Source organism: Streptomyces sp. NBC_01707, from assembly GCF_041438805.1.
GTDB lineage: Bacteria > Actinomycetota > Actinomycetes > Streptomycetales > Streptomycetaceae > Streptomyces.
The window spans coordinates 1761822-1779183 of sequence record NZ_CP109190.1 but is presented as its reverse complement, the minus strand read 5'-3'; the positions used below and the strand labels follow the sequence as shown (position 1 = coordinate 1779183).

General features: G+C 69.1%; 14 protein-coding genes and 1 pseudogene. 5 read left to right on the top strand and 10 right to left on the bottom strand.

What is annotated here, in order from left to right; translation table 11 throughout:
* Nucleotides 1-76: 76 nt before the first annotated feature.
* Nucleotides 77-1141, top strand: coding sequence for a WxL protein peptidoglycan domain-containing protein (locus OG963_RS08170; RefSeq protein WP_371798705.1), 1065 nt, complete (start codon nt 77-79; stop codon nt 1139-1141).
* 187 nt (nt 1142-1328) lie between these two features.
* Here OG963_RS08170 and OG963_RS08165 read toward each other — a convergent pair whose 3' ends face one another.
* A complete protein-coding gene (locus OG963_RS08165; protein WP_319328660.1) occupies nt 1329-2633 on the bottom strand; it encodes a ThuA domain-containing protein in 1305 nt (434 codons plus the stop codon).
* Nucleotides 2634-2653: 20 nt separating this feature from the next.
* Nucleotides 2654-4804, bottom strand: a complete 2151-nt coding sequence (locus OG963_RS08160; protein ID WP_362272515.1) for an RICIN domain-containing protein — start codon at nt 4802-4804, stop codon at nt 2654-2656.
* A gap of 1030 nt (nt 4805-5834) precedes the next feature.
* On the opposite strand from OG963_RS08160, the gene OG963_RS08155 reads away from it, so the two are divergent.
* Entirely contained in the window at nt 5835-6818 is a 984-nt protein-coding gene (locus tag OG963_RS08155) for an AEC family transporter (protein WP_362272367.1), read from the top strand.
* Nucleotides 6819-6836: 18 nt separating this feature from the next.
* Here OG963_RS08155 and OG963_RS08150 read toward each other — a convergent pair whose 3' ends face one another.
* The 3 genes from OG963_RS08150 to ribA form a co-directional block, all read right to left on the bottom strand.
* Entirely contained in the window at nt 6837-7997 is a 1161-nt protein-coding gene (locus OG963_RS08150; RefSeq protein ID WP_093770130.1) for an alpha/beta hydrolase, read from the bottom strand.
* Nucleotides 7998-8237: 240 nt separating this feature from the next.
* Nucleotides 8238-8804, bottom strand: a complete 567-nt coding sequence (locus OG963_RS08145; protein WP_256223326.1) for a hypothetical protein — start codon at nt 8802-8804, stop codon at nt 8238-8240.
* Between the two features lie 554 nt (nt 8805-9358).
* Nucleotides 9359-10015 (bottom strand): GTP cyclohydrolase II, encoded by a 657-nt coding sequence (gene ribA, locus OG963_RS08140; protein WP_093770131.1) that lies wholly within the window; start codon nt 10013-10015, stop codon nt 9359-9361.
* A gap of 214 nt (nt 10016-10229) precedes the next feature.
* On the opposite strand from ribA, the gene OG963_RS08135 reads away from it, so the two are divergent.
* Both OG963_RS08135 and OG963_RS08130 read left to right on the top strand, forming a co-directional pair.
* Nucleotides 10230-11060: a creatininase family protein gene (locus OG963_RS08135; protein ID WP_319737996.1), complete on the top strand. Its 831-nt coding sequence runs from the start codon at nt 10230-10232 to the stop codon at nt 11058-11060.
* Nucleotides 11061-11071: 11 nt separating this feature from the next.
* Nucleotides 11072-11959, top strand: coding sequence for a RibD family protein (locus tag OG963_RS08130; RefSeq protein WP_256223324.1), 888 nt, complete (start codon nt 11072-11074; stop codon nt 11957-11959).
* On the opposite strand, the pseudogene OG963_RS08125 reads toward OG963_RS08130, so the two are convergent.
* The 5 genes and pseudogenes from OG963_RS08125 to OG963_RS08105 all read right to left on the bottom strand — a co-directional run.
* A pseudogene (locus tag OG963_RS08125) lies at nt 11891-12838 on the bottom strand (lysylphosphatidylglycerol synthase transmembrane domain-containing protein); the annotation flags it as partial. The gene OG963_RS08130 and the pseudogene OG963_RS08125 overlap by 69 nt on opposite strands.
* Nucleotides 12835-13803, bottom strand: a complete 969-nt coding sequence (locus tag OG963_RS08120; protein ID WP_093770134.1) for an SAM-dependent methyltransferase — start codon at nt 13801-13803, stop codon at nt 12835-12837. The gene OG963_RS08120 and the pseudogene OG963_RS08125, both read right to left, overlap by 4 nt.
* Nucleotides 13800-14951: a glycosyltransferase family 4 protein gene (locus OG963_RS08115; RefSeq protein ID WP_319328672.1), complete on the bottom strand. Its 1152-nt coding sequence runs from the start codon at nt 14949-14951 to the stop codon at nt 13800-13802. The genes OG963_RS08120 and OG963_RS08115 overlap by 4 nt, the downstream gene beginning before the upstream one ends.
* Nucleotides 14924-15322, bottom strand: a complete 399-nt coding sequence (locus OG963_RS08110; RefSeq protein ID WP_093770136.1) for a 6-carboxytetrahydropterin synthase — start codon at nt 15320-15322, stop codon at nt 14924-14926. Before OG963_RS08110 ends, OG963_RS08115 begins: the two co-directional genes overlap by 28 nt.
* Before the next feature lie 111 nt (nt 15323-15433).
* On the bottom strand, nt 15434-16441 hold the full coding sequence (locus tag OG963_RS08105; protein WP_319328676.1) for a zinc-binding alcohol dehydrogenase: 1008 nt from the start codon (nt 16439-16441) through the stop codon (nt 15434-15436).
* A 112-nt stretch (nt 16442-16553) separates the two neighbouring features.
* On the opposite strand from OG963_RS08105, the gene OG963_RS08100 reads away from it, so the two are divergent.
* Nucleotides 16554-17312: a CDP-alcohol phosphatidyltransferase family protein gene (locus tag OG963_RS08100; protein ID WP_319328679.1), complete on the top strand. Its 759-nt coding sequence runs from the start codon at nt 16554-16556 to the stop codon at nt 17310-17312.
* Nucleotides 17313-17362: the final 50 nt, after the last annotated feature.

Genomic DNA, 17362 nt, shown 5'->3' with positions numbered 1-17362 from the left:
TCGATCCGTCCCAACATGGCGGGGCGGGGCACCTTCCGGTGCCCCGTCCCGCCTGAAGTTCCAGGAGAACCCCGAAATGCACCCGCCCGTCCCGCGCCGGAAGACCACCGTCAGCGCGCTCGTTCGTAACGCCACCCCGGTCCTGCTCATGGTCCTCGCGATCGTCGGCCTGCGGGTCGATCCCGCGCTGGCGGACGACGGCGATGTCACCTGGACGGTCAGAACGGCCGCGAACGGGTACGGCGACGACCGCTCGAGCTTCAGCTACGGCGTCAACCCCGGCGGCAACGCCGAGGACGCCATGGTCGTCGCCAACCACGGCAAGTCCCCGCTCGAACTCGCTGTCTACGCCGCCGACGGTTTCACGGCCGGTACGGGCCAGCTCGATCTGCTCACCAAGGACAAGAAGTCCGTCGGTATCGGAGCGTGGGTCCACGCCGACCGCGACAGTGTCGTGATCAAGCCTGGCAAGTCCGCCAAGATCCCCTTCACGGTCGCCGTTCCGGACAACGCCACGCCCGGCGACTACGTGGGCGGAATCCTCACTTCCCTGCGGCAGTCCGACGAGGCCGAAGGCATCAACGTGGACCGGCGCCTCGGCATCCGGGTCAAACTGCGGGTCAGCGGCGAGCTCAAGCCGAAGCTCGCGATCGAGGACCTCCACGTGGGTTACGACGGCTCGCTCAACCCCTTCGCCAACGGTGACGCCACCGTCACCTACACGATCCACAACACCGGCAACGCCATCCTGTCGGCCAAGCAGGGGGTATCGGTTTCCGGCCCCTTCGGGTGGTTGCGGTCCGCAGCGGGCGACATGACCTCGCCGCCGGAGCTGCTCCCCGGAGAGAGCTGGAAGGTGAAGGCGCGCGTACACGGCGTGGTGCCCGGAGTCGGCCTGGCCGCGACCGCGACCCTGACACCGCTGCTCACCGACGCGTCGGGCTCCACCAGTTCGCTCAAGCCGGTCCAGGCCACGGTCCACGGCTGGGCCGTCCCGTGGACGCTGTTGCTGCTGGTCGTCGTGGTTATCGCGGCAGTCGCCGGGGCACTCGTTCTCCGGCGTCGAAACCGCGTACGGCGCAAGGCGCGTGAGGACGCCCGGATACGGGACGCCGTCGAGCAGGCGCTCCGCGACCAGTAGCCGCAGCGGCGGACACCTCCCGCCTGCGTCGTCGGTCCGATCCCGACGCACTGACACCCGAGAGGGCGTCGGCACCTACAGGCGGCCGGACCGGTTCGACGTCCTGTCCGCTGTGCGTGCCGTCATGAGAGTGGTCCGGTGCCCCCCGCCGTGGATCAGCGGCGAGGGGCACCGTCAGGTGGAACGGTCAGGGCTGTGCTGTGAGCGTGAAGCTCTGTGCGGAGGAGCCGTCGCACGGTCGCTGGGTGAGCTGGACACCGTTCGTCGAGGAGCTCGCGGAACTCAGGCACTGGCCGCTGTGACGGGCGGTGAAGTGGTACCGCCCGCTGCTCTCCTTCACGGGCTGCCACTGCTGGTTCTGCCCGCCCCCGTAACTCCACAGCTGGAGTGGCGCGTTCCCGGCGGTCGAGCGGTCGGTCACATCGATGACCTGTTGCGGGTTCCCGCGAATGGTGATCCGGGTGTATCCGCTGTCCGTCGAGCGGAACTGGAACTGCTGCGCCAGGGTCCCGTTGCAGGAGTACTGCTGGATCGCCGTCCCGTTCGCCGTGGCGGCGGAACGGGCGTCCACACAGGTGCCGTTGGCGGTGTTCTTCAGTGAGTACCAGGCGGTCTCGGAGATCTGGTCCGCCGGTGGCACGGTGCCTCCGGCGCCGCCCAGCCACTTCAGCCCGTCGAGCAGGAACCGGTTCTGTGTCTCACTGGCGAACGTCGACGACAGCGTGGTGTCGGATGCGTAGTCCATCGCGTTGTGACCGAAGTTCGCGTACAGCATCCTGTACTTCGTGTTGGTCCACAGGATCGGGTAATAGCCGCTGTACCAGGTCTGGTTGGGGTCTGTTCCCAGCGGGAAGCTGCTGGGGTCTATCGAGGCGAGAATCTTGATGTCCGGATTCTGCCGCAGGTCGTTGGACCAGCTGTACCACTCGCTGACCGACGAGGTGAAGGTCGTGGGCAGGCCCGTGGTGGACGGGTGGGTGCGGTCCTCGACCTTCAGGACGGCCGTGGTCGGACCCCAGGTGTTGGACTTGAAGTTGCCGCTGCCCAGGAACTGGTTGTGGTACCAGGGCCAGGACTGCGCGTCCGTCGTGAAGGCGGACACGTGGAAGCCCATCCAGGCGCCGCCACCGCGCATGTACTGCTCGAATCCGGACCGCTGAGCGGCGGTCTGCGGCAAGTCGTCGAGGAAAAGGACGACTTGATAGGCGTTCACCCCACCGTTGCTGAGGAGATCCCAGTTGTTGCTGGCCGTGTACGTGAAGCCGTTCTGCGCGGCCTGCTCGGGAAACCACTCGTTGGCCTCGTGGACGAAGCTGATGTGCGCGGCGTCCCAGGTGCCGTTGTAGAGGGCGAGCACCTTGAACGGTGTTGCCGCGGTGTCGGCCCGGGCGTCGGGCGGTGTCGCCAGGCCGAGCAGCGTCGCCAGCAGGACGAGGACCCACAGGGTCGCACGCGCCGGACCGGATCTCCTGATGTCCGTTCTGATGTCCATCGACGATCCTTCCTTGAGCATCAGGGGTAGCTGACGAGGTTGGCGACGTTGGTGGTGGAGTTGGACGGGCCACCCCGGTCGTTGACGACGTGCCGGATCGTCCCGGTGCCGCCCAGCGAGACCGTCACCATGTCCCTGAAACGCACATTCGCGTTGTTGGGCGCCTCGATGGCGTGCTCGGCGGTGACACTGGGATTGACGTTGAAGTAGCAGTAGCTGCCGAATCCGAACACCTGATGACTCGTCACGGAGTCCGCGACCTTGTAGGCGGCGTAGCCCTGCGTCGAACCATTCATCCAGGAGGCCTGGTTGGGCGGGTCGTACGGCATCTCGTTCTGGTAGAAGTACGTGCGGCCGCCGTTGCCGTTCCAGACGGTCTGGTGCTTCTGGTAGTGCTCGACGAACAAGCCGTACATCGTGACGTCGTCGCCGTTGACGACGAGCCCCGTGGCGGCGGTGTTGCTGGTCCAGCCCACGCCGTTGCCGTGGTCGGCGCGCCACAGCCACAGGTGGTCGCCGATGACGTCGTCGCTGTTGATGGTCAGGCTGGTGGTGGCCTTGCCGACGCCCGCGCCGCCGATGCGGAAGAACACGTCGTGCAGCGAGCTGGGGTCGGCGCTGTGGTCGGCCGACGATCCGCTCGGCCCCATCTCCAGGAGCTGGGACGAGTTCGTGGTGCCGGCGTCGATCAGCAACCCGGCCAGCTGGACACCGTTCACGTCGGCGACCGTCATGGCGGTGATCCCGTTGTCGGGTATGAGCGTGGCCAGGCCGAGGCCCAGGACCACGGTGCCGGCCCTGGTCACCTTGAGTGTCTGGTCGAGGTGGTAGACACCCGGCGTCACCAGCAGGTTCTTGCCCTGGGCGAGTGCGTCGTTCATCTGCGCGGCCGTCGCGCCGGGCTTGACGATGAAGAAGTCGGAGAGGGGCAGGGACGTACCTGCGGGCGTGCCCGAACTCCAAGAGGTGCCGGATGAGTTGGTGCGTACGCCGGGCACGAACACCTTGTAGGCGCCCGACGGGTCGACGTACAGGAAGGGCTTCTCACGCGACACGGGGGTCTGGTCGACCGTGGTGTACGGCGGGCTGGGAAAGCTGTTCGCGGGAGCGTTCCTGGCGCCGACGTAGACCATGTTCCAGTTGGAGCCCGTCCAGTTCGACCACTCGGTGTTGCGCGACAGCCACTGCTGCTGCGAACCCGAGTTGACCTGACCGTCGATCTTCGTGTCGGCCATGTAGCCGCCGCTGGACCAACCGCCGTCGTCCAGCCGGAGGTTGCCGCGCAGATGCATCCGGCGGTACGGGGCGGCCTGCGACACCGCCCAGCGGTCCGTGCCGGAGGTCGGGGTCACCGACAGGTTCTCCGCCGACCGCCAGAAGTTCTGGGTGGCGTTGCCCTGGAACCAGTCCGCCTCGGCGTGTACCGCACCGCGGATGGTGACGTCGTCGGGGGAGAGGCCGAGCCCCGCGATCTGCGTGTAGAAGCCGACGTTGGCATCGGCGTCGTAGGTGCCCGGCTTGAAGAGGAAGGCCTTGCGGGCGGTGCCGAACTGGTTGGTCTCCTGTTGGGCGAAGGCCGCGTTCAGGCTGTTCTGGATGGTGGCAGCGGGGGTGGACGGGTCGAAGACGGTGACATTCGGGCCGAGGTCCGGTGTCCCGGGCGGCTGTTGGGGGTCCGCGGGGTTGACGTGGAAGGACTGGGCCGCGCTGCCGTTGCAGGTGTACTGCTGGAGCTGGACGCTGTCCGCGGTCGATGCGCTCGGCACATCGAGGCACTTGCCGCTGTTGCGGTTCACGAAGTGGTACGTGTCGCTGGACTCCGCCACGGCCTGCCACTGCTGGTTGTTTCCGCCGCCGTACGTCCACAGCTGTACGAGCGCGCTGTCCGCCGTCGAGACGTCGGTGACGTCCCAGACCTTGGTGGCGTCGGTGCGATTGCCGACCTGGGTGAATCCGCCGGAGGTGGCGGCGAACTGCCACTGCTGGGCCTGGCTGCCGTTGCAGGCGTACTGCTGGACGGCGGTGCCGTTCGCCGTTCCCGCGGCGCGCGCGTCGACGCACTTGCCGCTGCCCACGTTGACCACGGTGGCCCAACTGGTCGGCAGCGCGGCGGCCTGCGCGGTCGCCGTGTCCTGCGAGGCGGCCGCGACACCGGTTCCGGTCGTGGCCACGAGGGCGATCAGGGTGAGCAGCTTCGGTATCCGGCGACGGCCGGTTTCTCTCTTCGATCCGGGCACGTTGGGATCTCCTGTGCGGGTCGGGGTGGGGGGTGGGAGCGGCGGACGTGTCCGTCAGCCGATGACTCCGGAGCGGCGTGCGAGTACCGGTGTCGTGAGGGCGGCGCGCAGCGCCCTGGAGCGCGGGAGGAGATGTCCGGCCATCGGGGGGATCACAGCCTTTCGTGCGTGGCCGACGGTGGGGGTGGGAGCGTGGCGCGCAGGTGCAGGCATCGGGACGGAAGGTGCGTGGCCCGTCCAGACATGTGAACGTCGAGTGCATTCATGGAACGGTGGTGATCGGTGAACCTAAAGGTCTGAACCAGGCACGTCAAGATATGAAGCGAAGAGACCCCGTAATTGCCCTGGATGTGCAAGGAGTTGAACGCACGGGAGGCTCGGCGGCGTCGTATCGTCGACGGACGTGTGTGGTGCCGGAGCGGCCCGTGTGTACGGTCGGAGCGCCGCCCCGGCCGTCGCGGCCCGCGGAACCTCTGGCGGGAGATCGCCCGCGCCTCGGCCCGGCGGGCCCCGGCGTGCGCCCCTATGTCCGGAGACTTTCAGGCCAAAACCGCCTGCCCGGCCCTGGCCGCGTTCACTCACGACCTCATGCGCACCTCGGCTCGTCGGCCGCCGTCCACCATTTCGGGGCCGGCTTCGCCACGATCCGCACCCGGCTCGGCACCGGTCCGGCCCCACCGCCCGAGGGGCACGGAGCTGACGCTGCACATTCCTGGAGACCGGCCCGGGAGAGAGCCCTGGCTCCAACTCTTCGCCACCCTGCGCGCCCCACACCGCAGCTGACGCCCCATTCGGACCGCCCCGGTCCCAACGGCCGAACCTGGCATCCATGCCGGCCGGTTCGTCCATGGGTGTCGCGGCCGCGACCGGTCGGGCGCTCTGCCGGGCAGTTCGGCCACCGGGCGAGTACGTACGGGCAGCCTGCACCGCGTATGAACGGAAATATAGGAGAAAGTCATTCTCCGTGGCGATTACTGCAGAAGTCTATAGTTTTTGCATGGTGCACGAGATTGCGACGGCCCTGCTCCCCGTCTTCTTCGCCCTCGCCCTCGGGTTCGGCGCCGGCCTGCGCGGATACGTCGACAACCGGGACGTTTCCTCGATCAACAAGCTGGTCATGGATTTCGCCATCCCGGTGTCGCTGTTCGTGTCGATCTCCTCCACGGACCGGTCCGACATCACCGCGCACGCCGGGTACATCGTGGTGACTGTCATCGCCCTGGCTGTCGTGTATGCCGTGACTCTGGTGCTGCAGCAAAGAACGTTCGGGCTGCAGAAGGCGGAGGCCGCGGTGCAGGCCGTCACCATCGCGTACCCGAACTACGCTTCCATCGGCCTGCCGTTGTCCGCCGCCGTGGTCGGCGCCCGTGGGGCGATCGCCGTCGCCATCGGCCTCGCGGTAGGGTCCATGACCATTGTGCCGTTCAGTCTGGCCCTGCTGGAGGACTCCAAGCTGGGCCCGAATGCGCCGGGGTCGACCCTCTCCCGGTTCGGCGGCGCATTGGGCAAGTCGGCGCGTCGGCCCATTTTCTGGGCCCCGATGCTCGCCATCGTGCTGGTGCTCTGTGGCGTGCACATGCCCGACCTGGTCGAGAAGACACTGACCCCCCTCGGTCAGGCCGGTGCGGGTGCGGCGCTGTTCCTCACCGGGCTGCTGCTGTCCGCGCAGAAGGTGTCGTTCGGACCGAACGTGGCATACGGCATCGTGGTGAAGAACGGGCTCATGCCGCTGTTCGTCTGGGGGCTGTGCCTGCTCCTCGACCTGGACAGGCTCAGCACCACCGAGGCCGTGCTGCTCACCGCCATTCCCTGCGGCTTCTTCGGACTGGTGTTCAGCGCGTCCTTCGGACTGCAATCGCGCGTTGCCGGATCGACTCTGATGCTCTCGACGGTCGCGGGCATTGCCTCGCTGTCCGTGGTGATCGCCCTGCTGCCCCAGCACGTATGAGCCCAGGGACTGCGCGCGTCACTTGCCGGGGCCGGGGTCGGTCGGTGCGTACAGCGCCCCGCGCAGAGTCGCAGTCGTCTGGGTGACGGCCTGCTCGGCGGCCTGGGTGCCGGCCAGCGCGTTGAGCATCATGAAGTCGTGGGTGACCCCGCTGTGGTGGGACGAGGTGACCGGGACGCCGGCTGCGCGGAGCTTGGCGGCATAGGCGTTGGCCCCGTCCAGCAGAACATCGGAGTCGGTGATCATCAGGGCGGGCGGCAGGCCGCGCAGCTGGTCGACGGTGGCGTGCAGCGGGGAGGCCAGCGGATTGCTGCGGTCGGCCTCGCGGGGCGCATAGGCGTCCCAGAACCACTTCATGGCGGGCCGCGTGAGCCAGCAGTTCTCGGCGAAGCGGTTGTAGGAGGCGGTGTCGAAGTCGGCGTCTGTGACGGGGTAGAGCATGACCTGCTGCTTGAAGTGGGGGCCACCGCGCTGCTTGGCCATCATGGTGACGGCCGCGGTCATGTCTCCACCCACCGAGTCGCCGGCGACTGCCAGCCGGCTGGGGTCGACGCCGATCTCACCGCCGTGATCGGCCACCCACTTGGCCACGGTGTACGCCTGCTCGACAGGGACGGGGAACTGGGCCTCGGGGGAGGGGGTGTAGTCGACGAAGACGACAGCGGCACGAGCGCCGTCGGCGATCTGGCGGACGAGGCGCTCGTGGGTCATGAAGTTGCCCAGTACCCAGCCGCCGCCGTGGATGTACACGACGGCGGGCACATCGCCCTGGACACCGTCGGGGCGGACGACGTGAATGGACACCGGACCGGTCGGACCACCGGGCACGGTCCGCTCACTGATCTGCGCGGGCAGCATGTCCACGGGACCTGCCTGCAGCTTGTTCAGCACTTCCCGGGCATCCTTGTACGACTGCTCGTACAGCGGGGTGCCGCCGGCTGCCGCGAGTGTGTCGAGAAAGTCCTGGTCGACCTTTTCCAGCTTCACCGGCGGCTTGCCGCAGGGCACGTACTCGGTCTGGACCTGTTTGGCCCCGGCGGCCGCGGCCCGGCTGCTGTCGGCGGCGCGGTCGCTGCGGCCGGCGCAGGCGTTGAGTGTCGCGCTGATGGCCACCAGGAGCGCGACCATGGTGCCGTAGCGGGTCCTGCGGGCTATCGGGCGCCGTTGCGAGGGTGTCATGTTCTGCGGATTCCCAACGTGATCGTAGGTCCCCCCGGTCAGCCTGTTGGCGTCGCGGGCCACTGACCAGCCGGGTTGGGCCGCTGGAGTGTCCGGACGCGGTACGTGTCGCGGCCCGGCAGAGGAGGTCAACCGGTCCCGTCCGTGCAGACGGGGGATGGTGGGTGCTGCCTCATCCGGTGACGAGCGCGCCGTGCGCGCCGACTGCCCCTGCCCGGACCCCGCCGGCGCTCTCGTCGGTCATGAACGCAGGGTGCGCCGGAGCGCGGCGCCACACTCCCGTACTCCCGTGCTGATCGCGCCGGTGCGATCGGGCGGGCCGGGTTCCAGGCCCCTGACGACGGCGACGGTGACCAGCGCGTAGGCCACGTGCGGCACGAGGTCGGCGACCCAGTCGGAGCGTGACCACGTGCGCGGGTCGGTCACGCGCAGCACGGTCATGGGCCCGTTGGTCCCGATCAGCGCCCCCGTGGTCGCCGTGGCGGTCAGGACCGCGTTGCCCGGCCGCCAGCCGCAGGACAGAGCGAGGCCGAGCAGGGCGCCCATCCCCACACCCGCTGCCATACCGGTCAAGGGGCCCAGACCTTCGACGCGGTTCTCCCGCGCGTTCTCGTCGCCAGGAATCCGAACGTGCAGGGTCTCCGACAGCCGCGCCACGGTGACCTCGGGTGTCGTACTCGCTCCACGGCCGCGGATCACCATGTCGAGGTACCCGATCGCGTCCAGGACCGTGGTCCCGGCAGCGCCCGCGGCGGCCCCGGCCAGGAGACCACGCAGGTGCCGGGCCGGACCGCTGATTCCTGTCATAGGTCGCTCATCCCTTCATGGAGTCCAGCAGCGCGGGGGTGACGACCTCCGCGGGTGTCCGGGCGACGTCGTGCGGACCGCTTCCACCGCCACCAAGGCGAAGTCCGTGAACGGTGACAGCAGTCGGCCGGCGGTGTTGTCGTACGGGCAGGATGCGGACCGCGTCGCCATGGACGAGGAGCGCGCCGTTCGCACGGCGGCAGCTGCCGGCCGCATACCGTCTCAGTAGATACACCGAACGGCTCACTCCGCCACCGGGGTCTCGGCGTCGGAACCGGGCAAGTCGATGACCGCAGGTGTCGGCAGCGAACCGGCTCTCCACCAGCTGTACTGCGGTGGCGGGCCTGCCGCGAGTCGGTGTCGCGTGCCCGTGCTGCCCCCTCGGCGGCACCTGCAGAGGGGGCGGCGTGCCGGCTTCGCGGGGTGGTCGCCCTGACGGAGGAGGGTGGTTCCTCGACGCGAGGGGCTACGACCGCCCGGCCGGTGCCTCCGGAGGCTGCCGAACGCCTCTGCTCGGGCCGCGCCGCGCACCGGGCTTCGCCCCACGCGTCGCGTCAGATCCGGTCGACGCCACCGTCCAGATGCGGCAGGTGATGGCCGAGACGTTCGCGCTTGGTCCGCAGGTAGACGAGATTCTCCTCACGCGGTTCCGTCAGCAGCGGAACCTGTTCGGTGACCTTGATGCCGTGCTGCAGCAGCGCCTCACGCTTGCGTGGGTTGTTCGACAGCAGTCGCACGGACCGGACACCGAGGTCGTGCAGAATCTCCGCCGCCACCTGGTAGTTGCGGGCGTCGACCGGGAGCCCGAGCGCGATGTTCGCCTCGACCGTGTCAAGTCCCTCCGCCTGGAGCTGCATCGCTCGGAGCTTGGCCAACAGGCCGATTCCCCGGCCTTCGTGGCCCCGCAGGTAGATGAGTACGCCGCGTCCCTCGCCCACGATGGCGCGTAGTGCCGCGGACAGTTGGTCACCGCACTCGCAATGGTTGGATCCGAAGGTATCTCCGGTCAAACACTCCGAATGCACCCGGGTGAGCGCGTCGTCTCCCTCGATGTCGCCGTATACCAGCGCTATTTGTTCATCCCGGCGATTGTGGTCCCAGTAGCCGACAGCACGGAAAACTCCGTGCTCGGTCGACAGCTGGACAGTTGTCGCTCGTTCAGCGCCTGTTGAACGCGCGCTGTCGCTGTGTGCGCCATCGCTCTCTATCATGGCCCGATCATATCGGGTAGCCTTGTCCGGCGGGCTGGAAGTTCATGACGGGAAGGCAACTGGTCTGCCAGGTCATCGTGTTCGACGGCTGAATGCACCGACTTTGCGTGGCCTGCTCTCGTGGGTGCGTACGGAACTTCCCTCCGTGTGCTGTGCTATTCAGGCCGACCGGTGGTCAGGTCTCGTGGTGCGAAGAAGGAATGGGTCGGGAAGCATGAGTGAACGGCAAGAGCGCACGCGGATATCTGATCTGCTGTCACCGGACACGACGACGGCGGATGCGGGGGCCGGTCGGGCCGGTGTCGCAGTTCTTCCCATCGGCAGCTTCGAGCAACATGGGCCGTATCTTCCCCTGATGACCGATACGGTAGTGGCCTGCGCCATCGCCCGGGAGATCGCAGCCGCCCATGTGGTGCTCCGTCTGCCTCCGGTGACGATCTCCTGTTCGCACGAACACGCCGCTTGGCCTGGAACGGTCAGCATTTCCGCGACCACCTTGTGTGCCGTTGTCCGGGACATCGCTGAATCGCTCCGCCGATCCGGCATCAATAATCTGGTTCTGATCAACGGACACGGTGGAAACTATGCGTTGCGTAACGCAGTTCAGGAGTCGGCAGGGACGGGTACTCGCATGGCGCTCTTTCCTGGATCGGCCGACTGGGACAGCGCGCGGGACAAGGCCGGCTTGAGCACGTCCTCGTACAGCGACATGCATGCGGGAGAATTGGAAACGTCCATCCTGTTGCATGTGGATCCAGGAATGATTCGCCCCGGTCATGAGACCGCAGATTTCCTCGCCGACGACCGGAAACATTTGCTCACTCTCGGCATGCGGGCTTATACGGAGTCAGGTGTGATCGGTCGTCCTTCCTTGGCATCCGCCGAAAAGGGCAAGCAGCTGTTGACCGGCCTGGTCGAGTCCTTCGCTGAATACCTCGCGCTTCTGACACCGGATGAGCTCCTGGTTCCGGCGGAGTCAGGGTCCGGGCCGTCCGGCGCCACGGACAGCCGGTCGTCGGCCGTCGTCCGGCGGGGAACGCGGTGACCGGTCGCTCCGTGGAACGACGCGACGGGCTGGATGCGGCCGAAGCCTGGGAGCTGCTGCGCGGCATCCGGTCCGAGGCGGACGCCGAGGCCGCCGGACTGGTCCGAGGAACTGACGGCCGACGCCGGTGGGGGCGCGCCTCGCCCGAGGCGGACATCCTCGCCGACCGTTACCTGCCGCTGTGTCTGGGCGGTCCGCGCATCGCCATCGCGCAGCTGGGACAGAGTCTGGACGGATTCATCGCGAGCCGTACCGGAGACGCCGACTTCGTCACGGGCACGGAGGACCGCGACCATCTGCACCGCCTGCGTGCCCTCTGCGACGCGGTGGTCATCGGCGCCGGCACCGCCGTCGCGGACGATCCCCAACTGACGGTCCGTACCTGCGCGGGCAGCAACCCGGTCCGCGTCGTCCTCGATCCGCACCGCCGGGTACCGCTCCGCCACCGGGTGTTCAGTGACGGCGCAGCACCCACCCTGTGGGTGGTGGGCGCGGACGAGGAGCGGGGGCAGGCCATTGCGGCCATGGAGGGCATCGACATACTGACCCTGCCCGACGCCGCTGCGTTCGCCCCCCGACGTCTGCTGCGGGAACTCGCCCGCCGTGGGCTGGGCCGCGTGCTTGTCGAGGGTGGCGGAATCACCGTGTCGCGCTTCCTCCACGCGCGGGCACTGCACCGCCTCTACCTCACAGTGGCACCGGTCCTGCTCGGTGACGGTGTCCCGGGGCTCGGCTTTCCCGGCCCGGAGCTGATGCGCGATGCGCTTCGTCCGCCGACCCGGCGCGCCGCTCTCGGCGAGGACACTCTCTTCGAGCTCGATCTGCGGACGACGCATTCCGCTGACCCAGTGGGAGACGAGCACGCCGATACCGGGCAGGCTCGCGACGAGGGTGAGTAGCCCGTACACCACGGCGACGGTCAGGCCTTGCGCGGCACTCATGCCCGCAGCTCCGAAGGCCCATGCCGTGACCCCTTCCCGGGGCCCCCAGCCCCCGACGTTCAGTGGCAGCGCCATGGCGAGAAGTGCCAGGACCATCAGCGGCACCAGTTCCGTCGCCGGCGCCGTCGAGCCTGCGGTTCGGGCGGCGAGAAGGAACATGCCGAGATGCCCTGCCAGCACCGCGAGGGACGAGATCAGCACCCCCGGCCAGCTTCCGCGGGCGAGCAGTCCGAGCCGCGCTTCGGCCAGCGTGCCCCGCACCGCGCGGTGCCATCGAGATGTGCTCCGCTTCCCGCTGAGCCGGACAGCACCCACGATCACCAGGCCGGACACCACGAGGAGAGCGGACAGGGCACCCGGCGCGGTGGCGGTCCGATCGGCGAGGCGGCCGACCTTGTCGAGTGCCAGGGAGGGCTGAGTGAGCAGGAGCGCCACGCCGACTGCGGCCAGGACCACTTGGCCCGCAACGCGTTCGAGGACGACGGTGCGGACGCCCCGGCCGACGTCACCCGCGCTCTGCCCGTGTCGTACACCACGGTGTACGTCGCCGAGGACGCCACCGGGCAGAGCGGCGTTCAGGAACAGAGCACGGTAGTAGTCGGCGACGGCCCGACCCAGCGGCAGCCGCACGCTCAGCCCTTTCGCCACGAGGCGCCAACGCCAGGCACTGCACACGGTGGTGAGCATGCCGAGACCGAGTGCGGCCAGGAGGGTGGGGCCGTCGATCCCGCGCACGCCGTCCAGGACGCCCGCGGTGCCCTGCCACCACAGCACCCCGACGACGATGACCGTTCCGGCGAGGATGCCGAGACGGGCCCGTACGACCCGCGGCGTCACGAAGATCCACCTGTCGGCCCGGGCAGAGCCAGCACATCCTTGTGATGCACCACCACCTGCAACTCACCTGCCCAGCACTCCGCCAGGCGACGCCGCAGGTACGCGTCGGCATGCTGTGCGAGGTCCGGCCGCTGGTCACGAGCGGCGCCGACCCAGCCCCGAAGCCACTCCGCCGTCAGCGCGGACTCGCAGGAGCCCGGGTCCTGACCTCCGGATCCGTACGGATCGACCTCTTGCGTCCGGCGCGACCCGTCGCAGGGCAGGGAACGAGGACCGGAACCGAGCCGCCACGGGCTCGCGTGTTCCCGTACGGTCAGGCCATGACGTGCGAAGGCCTCGGAGGCCGCCGCGACGGCGTCGGGACCGAGGAGCCGGCGGCCCTGGTCCACGCGGCGCTGATGGGCGTTGAACGCGTGCGCGATCTCGGCGTCCAGCGGATCTGCCGGGGTGAGGTGGACCCTTCCCACCACGGAAAGCGCCAGCAGGGCGGGGCAGCCGGCCCCGGCGCAGGCCGCGGCCAGCACGTCCAGTTCTTCGCGGGTGAGCAGGTCCAACAGGGCGGAGGCCGTCACCAGCGAGGTGCCTGAGAGGACGTTCGCGGTCAGTAGCGCGACATCGCCGGGTTCTGTCGTGACGGTGACGGGGCTGCCGTCGGCGGCCGTACGAGGCGTCCGAGCGGCGGCCAGGTCGAGCAGGTCCCGGTCGTGGTCGTGCAGGATCCAGTGCTGGGGACCGTTCAGCCGGGGGGCGAGCCAGCGCCCCATGGAACCGGTGCCGCACCCGAGATCGCGGATCACCCACGTCGAGCGCCCTGGCGCCGGTTCTGCGCCCCCGGGCTCACCGGCCGCGGCCTCCAGGTGTTGCCGCAGCGGTCCGAGGAGTCGGGATGCGCGGGCGGCCGCATCGGCACCCTCCCGCAGCGCAAGCCATGCCGGGGCATAGCGAGTTGCACCGGTCCCGCTCATGCGGCCTCCCGGGATTTCTTGCGGGGTCGTTCCAGCACCGCGGCCAGACTGCGCGAGGTCGTGTCCCAGCCGGCCAGCACCGTGCGCCGAGCCACGGCCGCCTGCTTCGAACGTCGGCGTTCGACCGGCTCACCGAGCCAGAGGCGCAATGCCGAGGCGAATGCTGCCGGGTCCCGCGGTGGTACCAGGGAGCCCGGCACGCCCATGTCGGGTACGTGTCCGACCGCTTCCGGGAGTCCACCGACCGCCGTCGCCAGTACGGGGACGCCGCGGGCAAGAGCCTCCGTCGCCACCATGCCGTACGTCTCGGCGTGCGAGGCGAGCAGCAGCAGGTCGGCTGCGGCGTAGCTCGCGTTCAGTTCAGTGCCTGTCCGTGGGCCGACAAGGTGTACCCGGTCGCCGAGGCTGTACCGCCCGATCAGTTCCCGGAGCCGCGTGACGTAGCCGGGATCCTGGCCCAGTCCGCCGACGCAGACGCAGTTCCACGGAAGGTCCGCGACGGCAGCGAGGGACTCCACCAGCTGGAGCTGCCCTTTTCGCGGAGTCACGGAGGCCACGCAGAGCAGGCTCGGGGGGCGGCCGGCGCCGGTGCCGGCCGCCAGAGGGGCGGTGTCGGCTCCGGGGGCGGCGACGTGGACCCGGCCGGGGTCGAGTCCGTGGTGGTCCACGAGCCGTCGGGCCGCCCAGTCACTGGTTGCCACGACTGTCGCCGCGGCCTGCAGCGTCCTGCGCTCTCCGGCGTCCAGGGCTGCTGCCGTGGCGGGGGTGAGGCCCGTCTCGTCGCCCAGCGGCAGGTGGACGAGCACCACCAGGCGCAGCCGTTCGGCCTCGGGGACGACGATGTCGGGGACGGCGCAGGCGACGAGTCCGTCGAGGAGGACGACGGCGCCGTCCGCCGACTCCCTGAGAATCCGGGCCAGTTCAGCACGAGCGGTGGCTCGGGGCTGTGGCCAGGTGCCCGCGACGGCGTACTCGTGGACCTGCCAGCCGAGCCGGGGCAGGTCCCGGCACACTCTGCGGTCGTAGGTGTTTCCCCCGCTCGGCGCGGAAGGATCGTCGACGCCACCGGGCATCACCACGACGACCGAGCGCCCGGTCGTCGTGGTGGCGGCCGCGGGGTTCACAGGAGCCGCTCGTAGCTCGCCCATGCGATGTGTGATTCGTGCAGAGTCACCGTGATGGCGGTCAGGCCGTGTGCGCCCTCGCCCAGTGCTCCGGAGCGCACCTGGTCGGCCAGGCGGTCGGCGATGACCTTGGCCAGGAATTCCGTCGAGGTGTTGAGGTCCGCGAACTCCGATTCGTCATCGAGGTTGCGGTAGTTGAACTCGCCCACCGCACGTTTTAGTTCAGTGGTGGCCAGCCCGATGTCGACGACGATGTTGTCGGCGTCCAGCTCGGGACGGCGAAAGGAGGCGTCCACTACGTACGTCGCTCCGTGCAGACGCTGCGCGGGACCGAACACCTCCCCGCGGAAACTGTGGGCGATCATGAAGTGCTCGCGGACGGTGACACTGAACAACGGCTGTGACCTCCTGGTCCGACCCATGTGGCCGCTCGCGGCCCTTGTCGTTCAGTACGGCTGGAACATGCCGTGCGTTCAGGCCCCGACAGGTTCAATGGCGAGTTTCGTTCAACGTCCGGCCGGAACCCGTGCCACCGGAGTCGTGTCGTACAGCACGCGGTGGCACAACCCGGGAAGATCCCCCTTGCCGATCCTGGCCAGCACCGAGGGCAGCTCCTCGAAGGCGCATTCGCCGGTGATCAGTGCGTCGAAGGCGGGGTCGGCGAGCAGGTCGAGCGAGAGGGCGAGCCGATCGGCGAAGGTACGGCGGGAGCTCCGGGCCGGAGACACGGTCCCCACCTGGCTGCCGCGCAGGACCAGACGACCGGAGTGGAAGGCCTCCCCGAGCGACAGGCTGACTCGCCGGTCGCCGTACCAGCTCAGTTCCAGGACCGTGCCCTCCGGGGCGAGGAGCTCCAGCGAGCGGGCAAGACCCCCCTCGGTGGCGCTGGCGTGGACCACGAGGTCACAGTCGCCCAGAGCATGCTCGGGGAGCGCGAAGTCGACGCCCAGGGCGTCGGCGACGACGGCCCGGGTGGGATCGGAATCGACCAGCTGGACGCGGACGGCAGGGTACCGGGCGAGCAGTGCGGCGACGGAGCAGCCGATCATGCCTGCCCCGACGACGGCGATCCGGTCGCCGATCAGCGGTGCGGCGTCCCACAGGGCGTTCACCGCGGTCTCCACCGTTCCGGCCAGCACGGCCCGCCCGGCGGGGACGGTGTCGGGCACCGGGGTCACCGCACTCGCAGGGACGACGTACCGGCTCTGGTGCGGGTAGAGGCAGAAGACCGTACGGCCCACGAGGCGCGCCGGTCCCTCCTCGACAAGGCCGACGTTGAGATAGCCGTACTTGACCGGACCGGGGAAGTCGCCGTCCTGGAACGGCGCCCGCATCGCGATGTGCTGACTCTCCGGTACGCCGCCGCGGAAGACCAGGCTCTCGGTGCCACGGCTCACCCCGGAGTACAGCGTGCGCACCACGACCTCGTCGCCGGCCGGCTCCGGCAGCGGAACGTCCCGTATCTCGCCGTGGCCGGGGGAGCGGAGCCAAAAGGCGCGTGCGGTGCGCTCCATCGGTGACCTCCTGCTGAACGCTCGGGTGATGGTTTACGTTCTGATGATCGTGAGACCGCGTAAACGTACGCGGCTCTCGGCGAATGTGTCACACGGCAGGAGGGCGGCGCGCGTGACCCGGAGTAGCACATACAGAACTCGTCTGCTTCGCCCGGAGCCGGCGTCGGGCGCGGCCGGGCAGACCCTCCTGCTGGCCCTTCTCGGCATGATGACCGGGCTGGGAGCCGCGGGGTGGCTGACGGGCCTGGTCTTCACGGCCGGCGTCTGGGTCGTCCTCACCCGCGCACTGGACCAGGCAGGCAACCGGCCCTTCGGTCCCGCCAACGGCGTCACCCTGGCCCGCACGACGCTCGTCGGGGGTGTGGCCGCGCTGGTCGCGGATTCCTTCGTCAGCCGACCGCCGGTCGCGGTCCTGGTCGCGCTCGCCACGGTGGCGCTGATCCTTGATGCGGTCGACGGCCAGGTCGCCCGGCGCACCGGGACGGCGTCGTCCCTGGGGGCACGCTTCGACATGGAGGTCGACGCCTTCCTCATTCTGGTGCTCAGCGTCCACGTCGCCACGTCACTGGGCGCATGGGTGCTGCTGATCGGGGCCATGCGCTACGTGTTCGTCGTGGCGGCCCGGGCATGGCCGTGGTTGCGTGGGCCCCTTCGGCCGAGCATGGCCCGTAAGACGGTGGCCGCCCTGCAGGGGATCGTTCTTCTCGCGGTCGGCGCCGGGATCGTCCCGCGCCTGCCCGCGTATGCGGCAGTCCTGTCGGCGCTCGCGTTGCTCGTCTGGTCCTTCGGGCGTGACATCGGGTGGCTGTGGTGCGTCAGGTCCCGTGGGAACGCGAAGGAGGTCCGGGACACGATGCTCGAAAACGCCTGACCGCTCCCTCGCCCGGTCACGTCGTGGGACGGTTGTGAGGGACCTCTTTG

Excerpts from the sequence above, each read along its gene's own strand:
- OG963_RS08170 (WP_371798705.1), top strand. The coding sequence starts at position 77 with ATGCACCCGCCCGTCCCGCGCCGGAAGACCACCGTCAGCGCGCTCGTT.
- OG963_RS08165 (WP_319328660.1), bottom strand. The coding sequence starts at position 2,633 with ATGGACATCAGAACGGACATCAGGAGATCCGGTCCGGCGCGTGCGACC.
- OG963_RS08150 (WP_093770130.1), bottom strand. The coding sequence starts at position 7,997 with ATGACACCCTCGCAACGGCGCCCGATAGCCCGCAGGACCCGCTACGGC.
- OG963_RS08145 (WP_256223326.1), bottom strand. The coding sequence starts at position 8,804 with ATGACAGGAATCAGCGGTCCGGCCCGGCACCTGCGTGGTCTCCTGGCC.
- ribA (WP_093770131.1), bottom strand. The coding sequence starts at position 10,015 with ATGATAGAGAGCGATGGCGCACACAGCGACAGCGCGCGTTCAACAGGC.
- OG963_RS08135 (WP_319737996.1), top strand. The coding sequence starts at position 10,230 with ATGAGTGAACGGCAAGAGCGCACGCGGATATCTGATCTGCTGTCACCG.
- OG963_RS08120 (WP_093770134.1), bottom strand. The coding sequence starts at position 13,803 with ATGAGCGGGACCGGTGCAACTCGCTATGCCCCGGCATGGCTTGCGCTG.
- OG963_RS08115 (WP_319328672.1), bottom strand. The coding sequence starts at position 14,951 with ATGGGCGAGCTACGAGCGGCTCCTGTGAACCCCGCGGCCGCCACCACG.
- OG963_RS08105 (WP_319328676.1), bottom strand. The coding sequence starts at position 16,441 with ATGGAGCGCACCGCACGCGCCTTTTGGCTCCGCTCCCCCGGCCACGGC.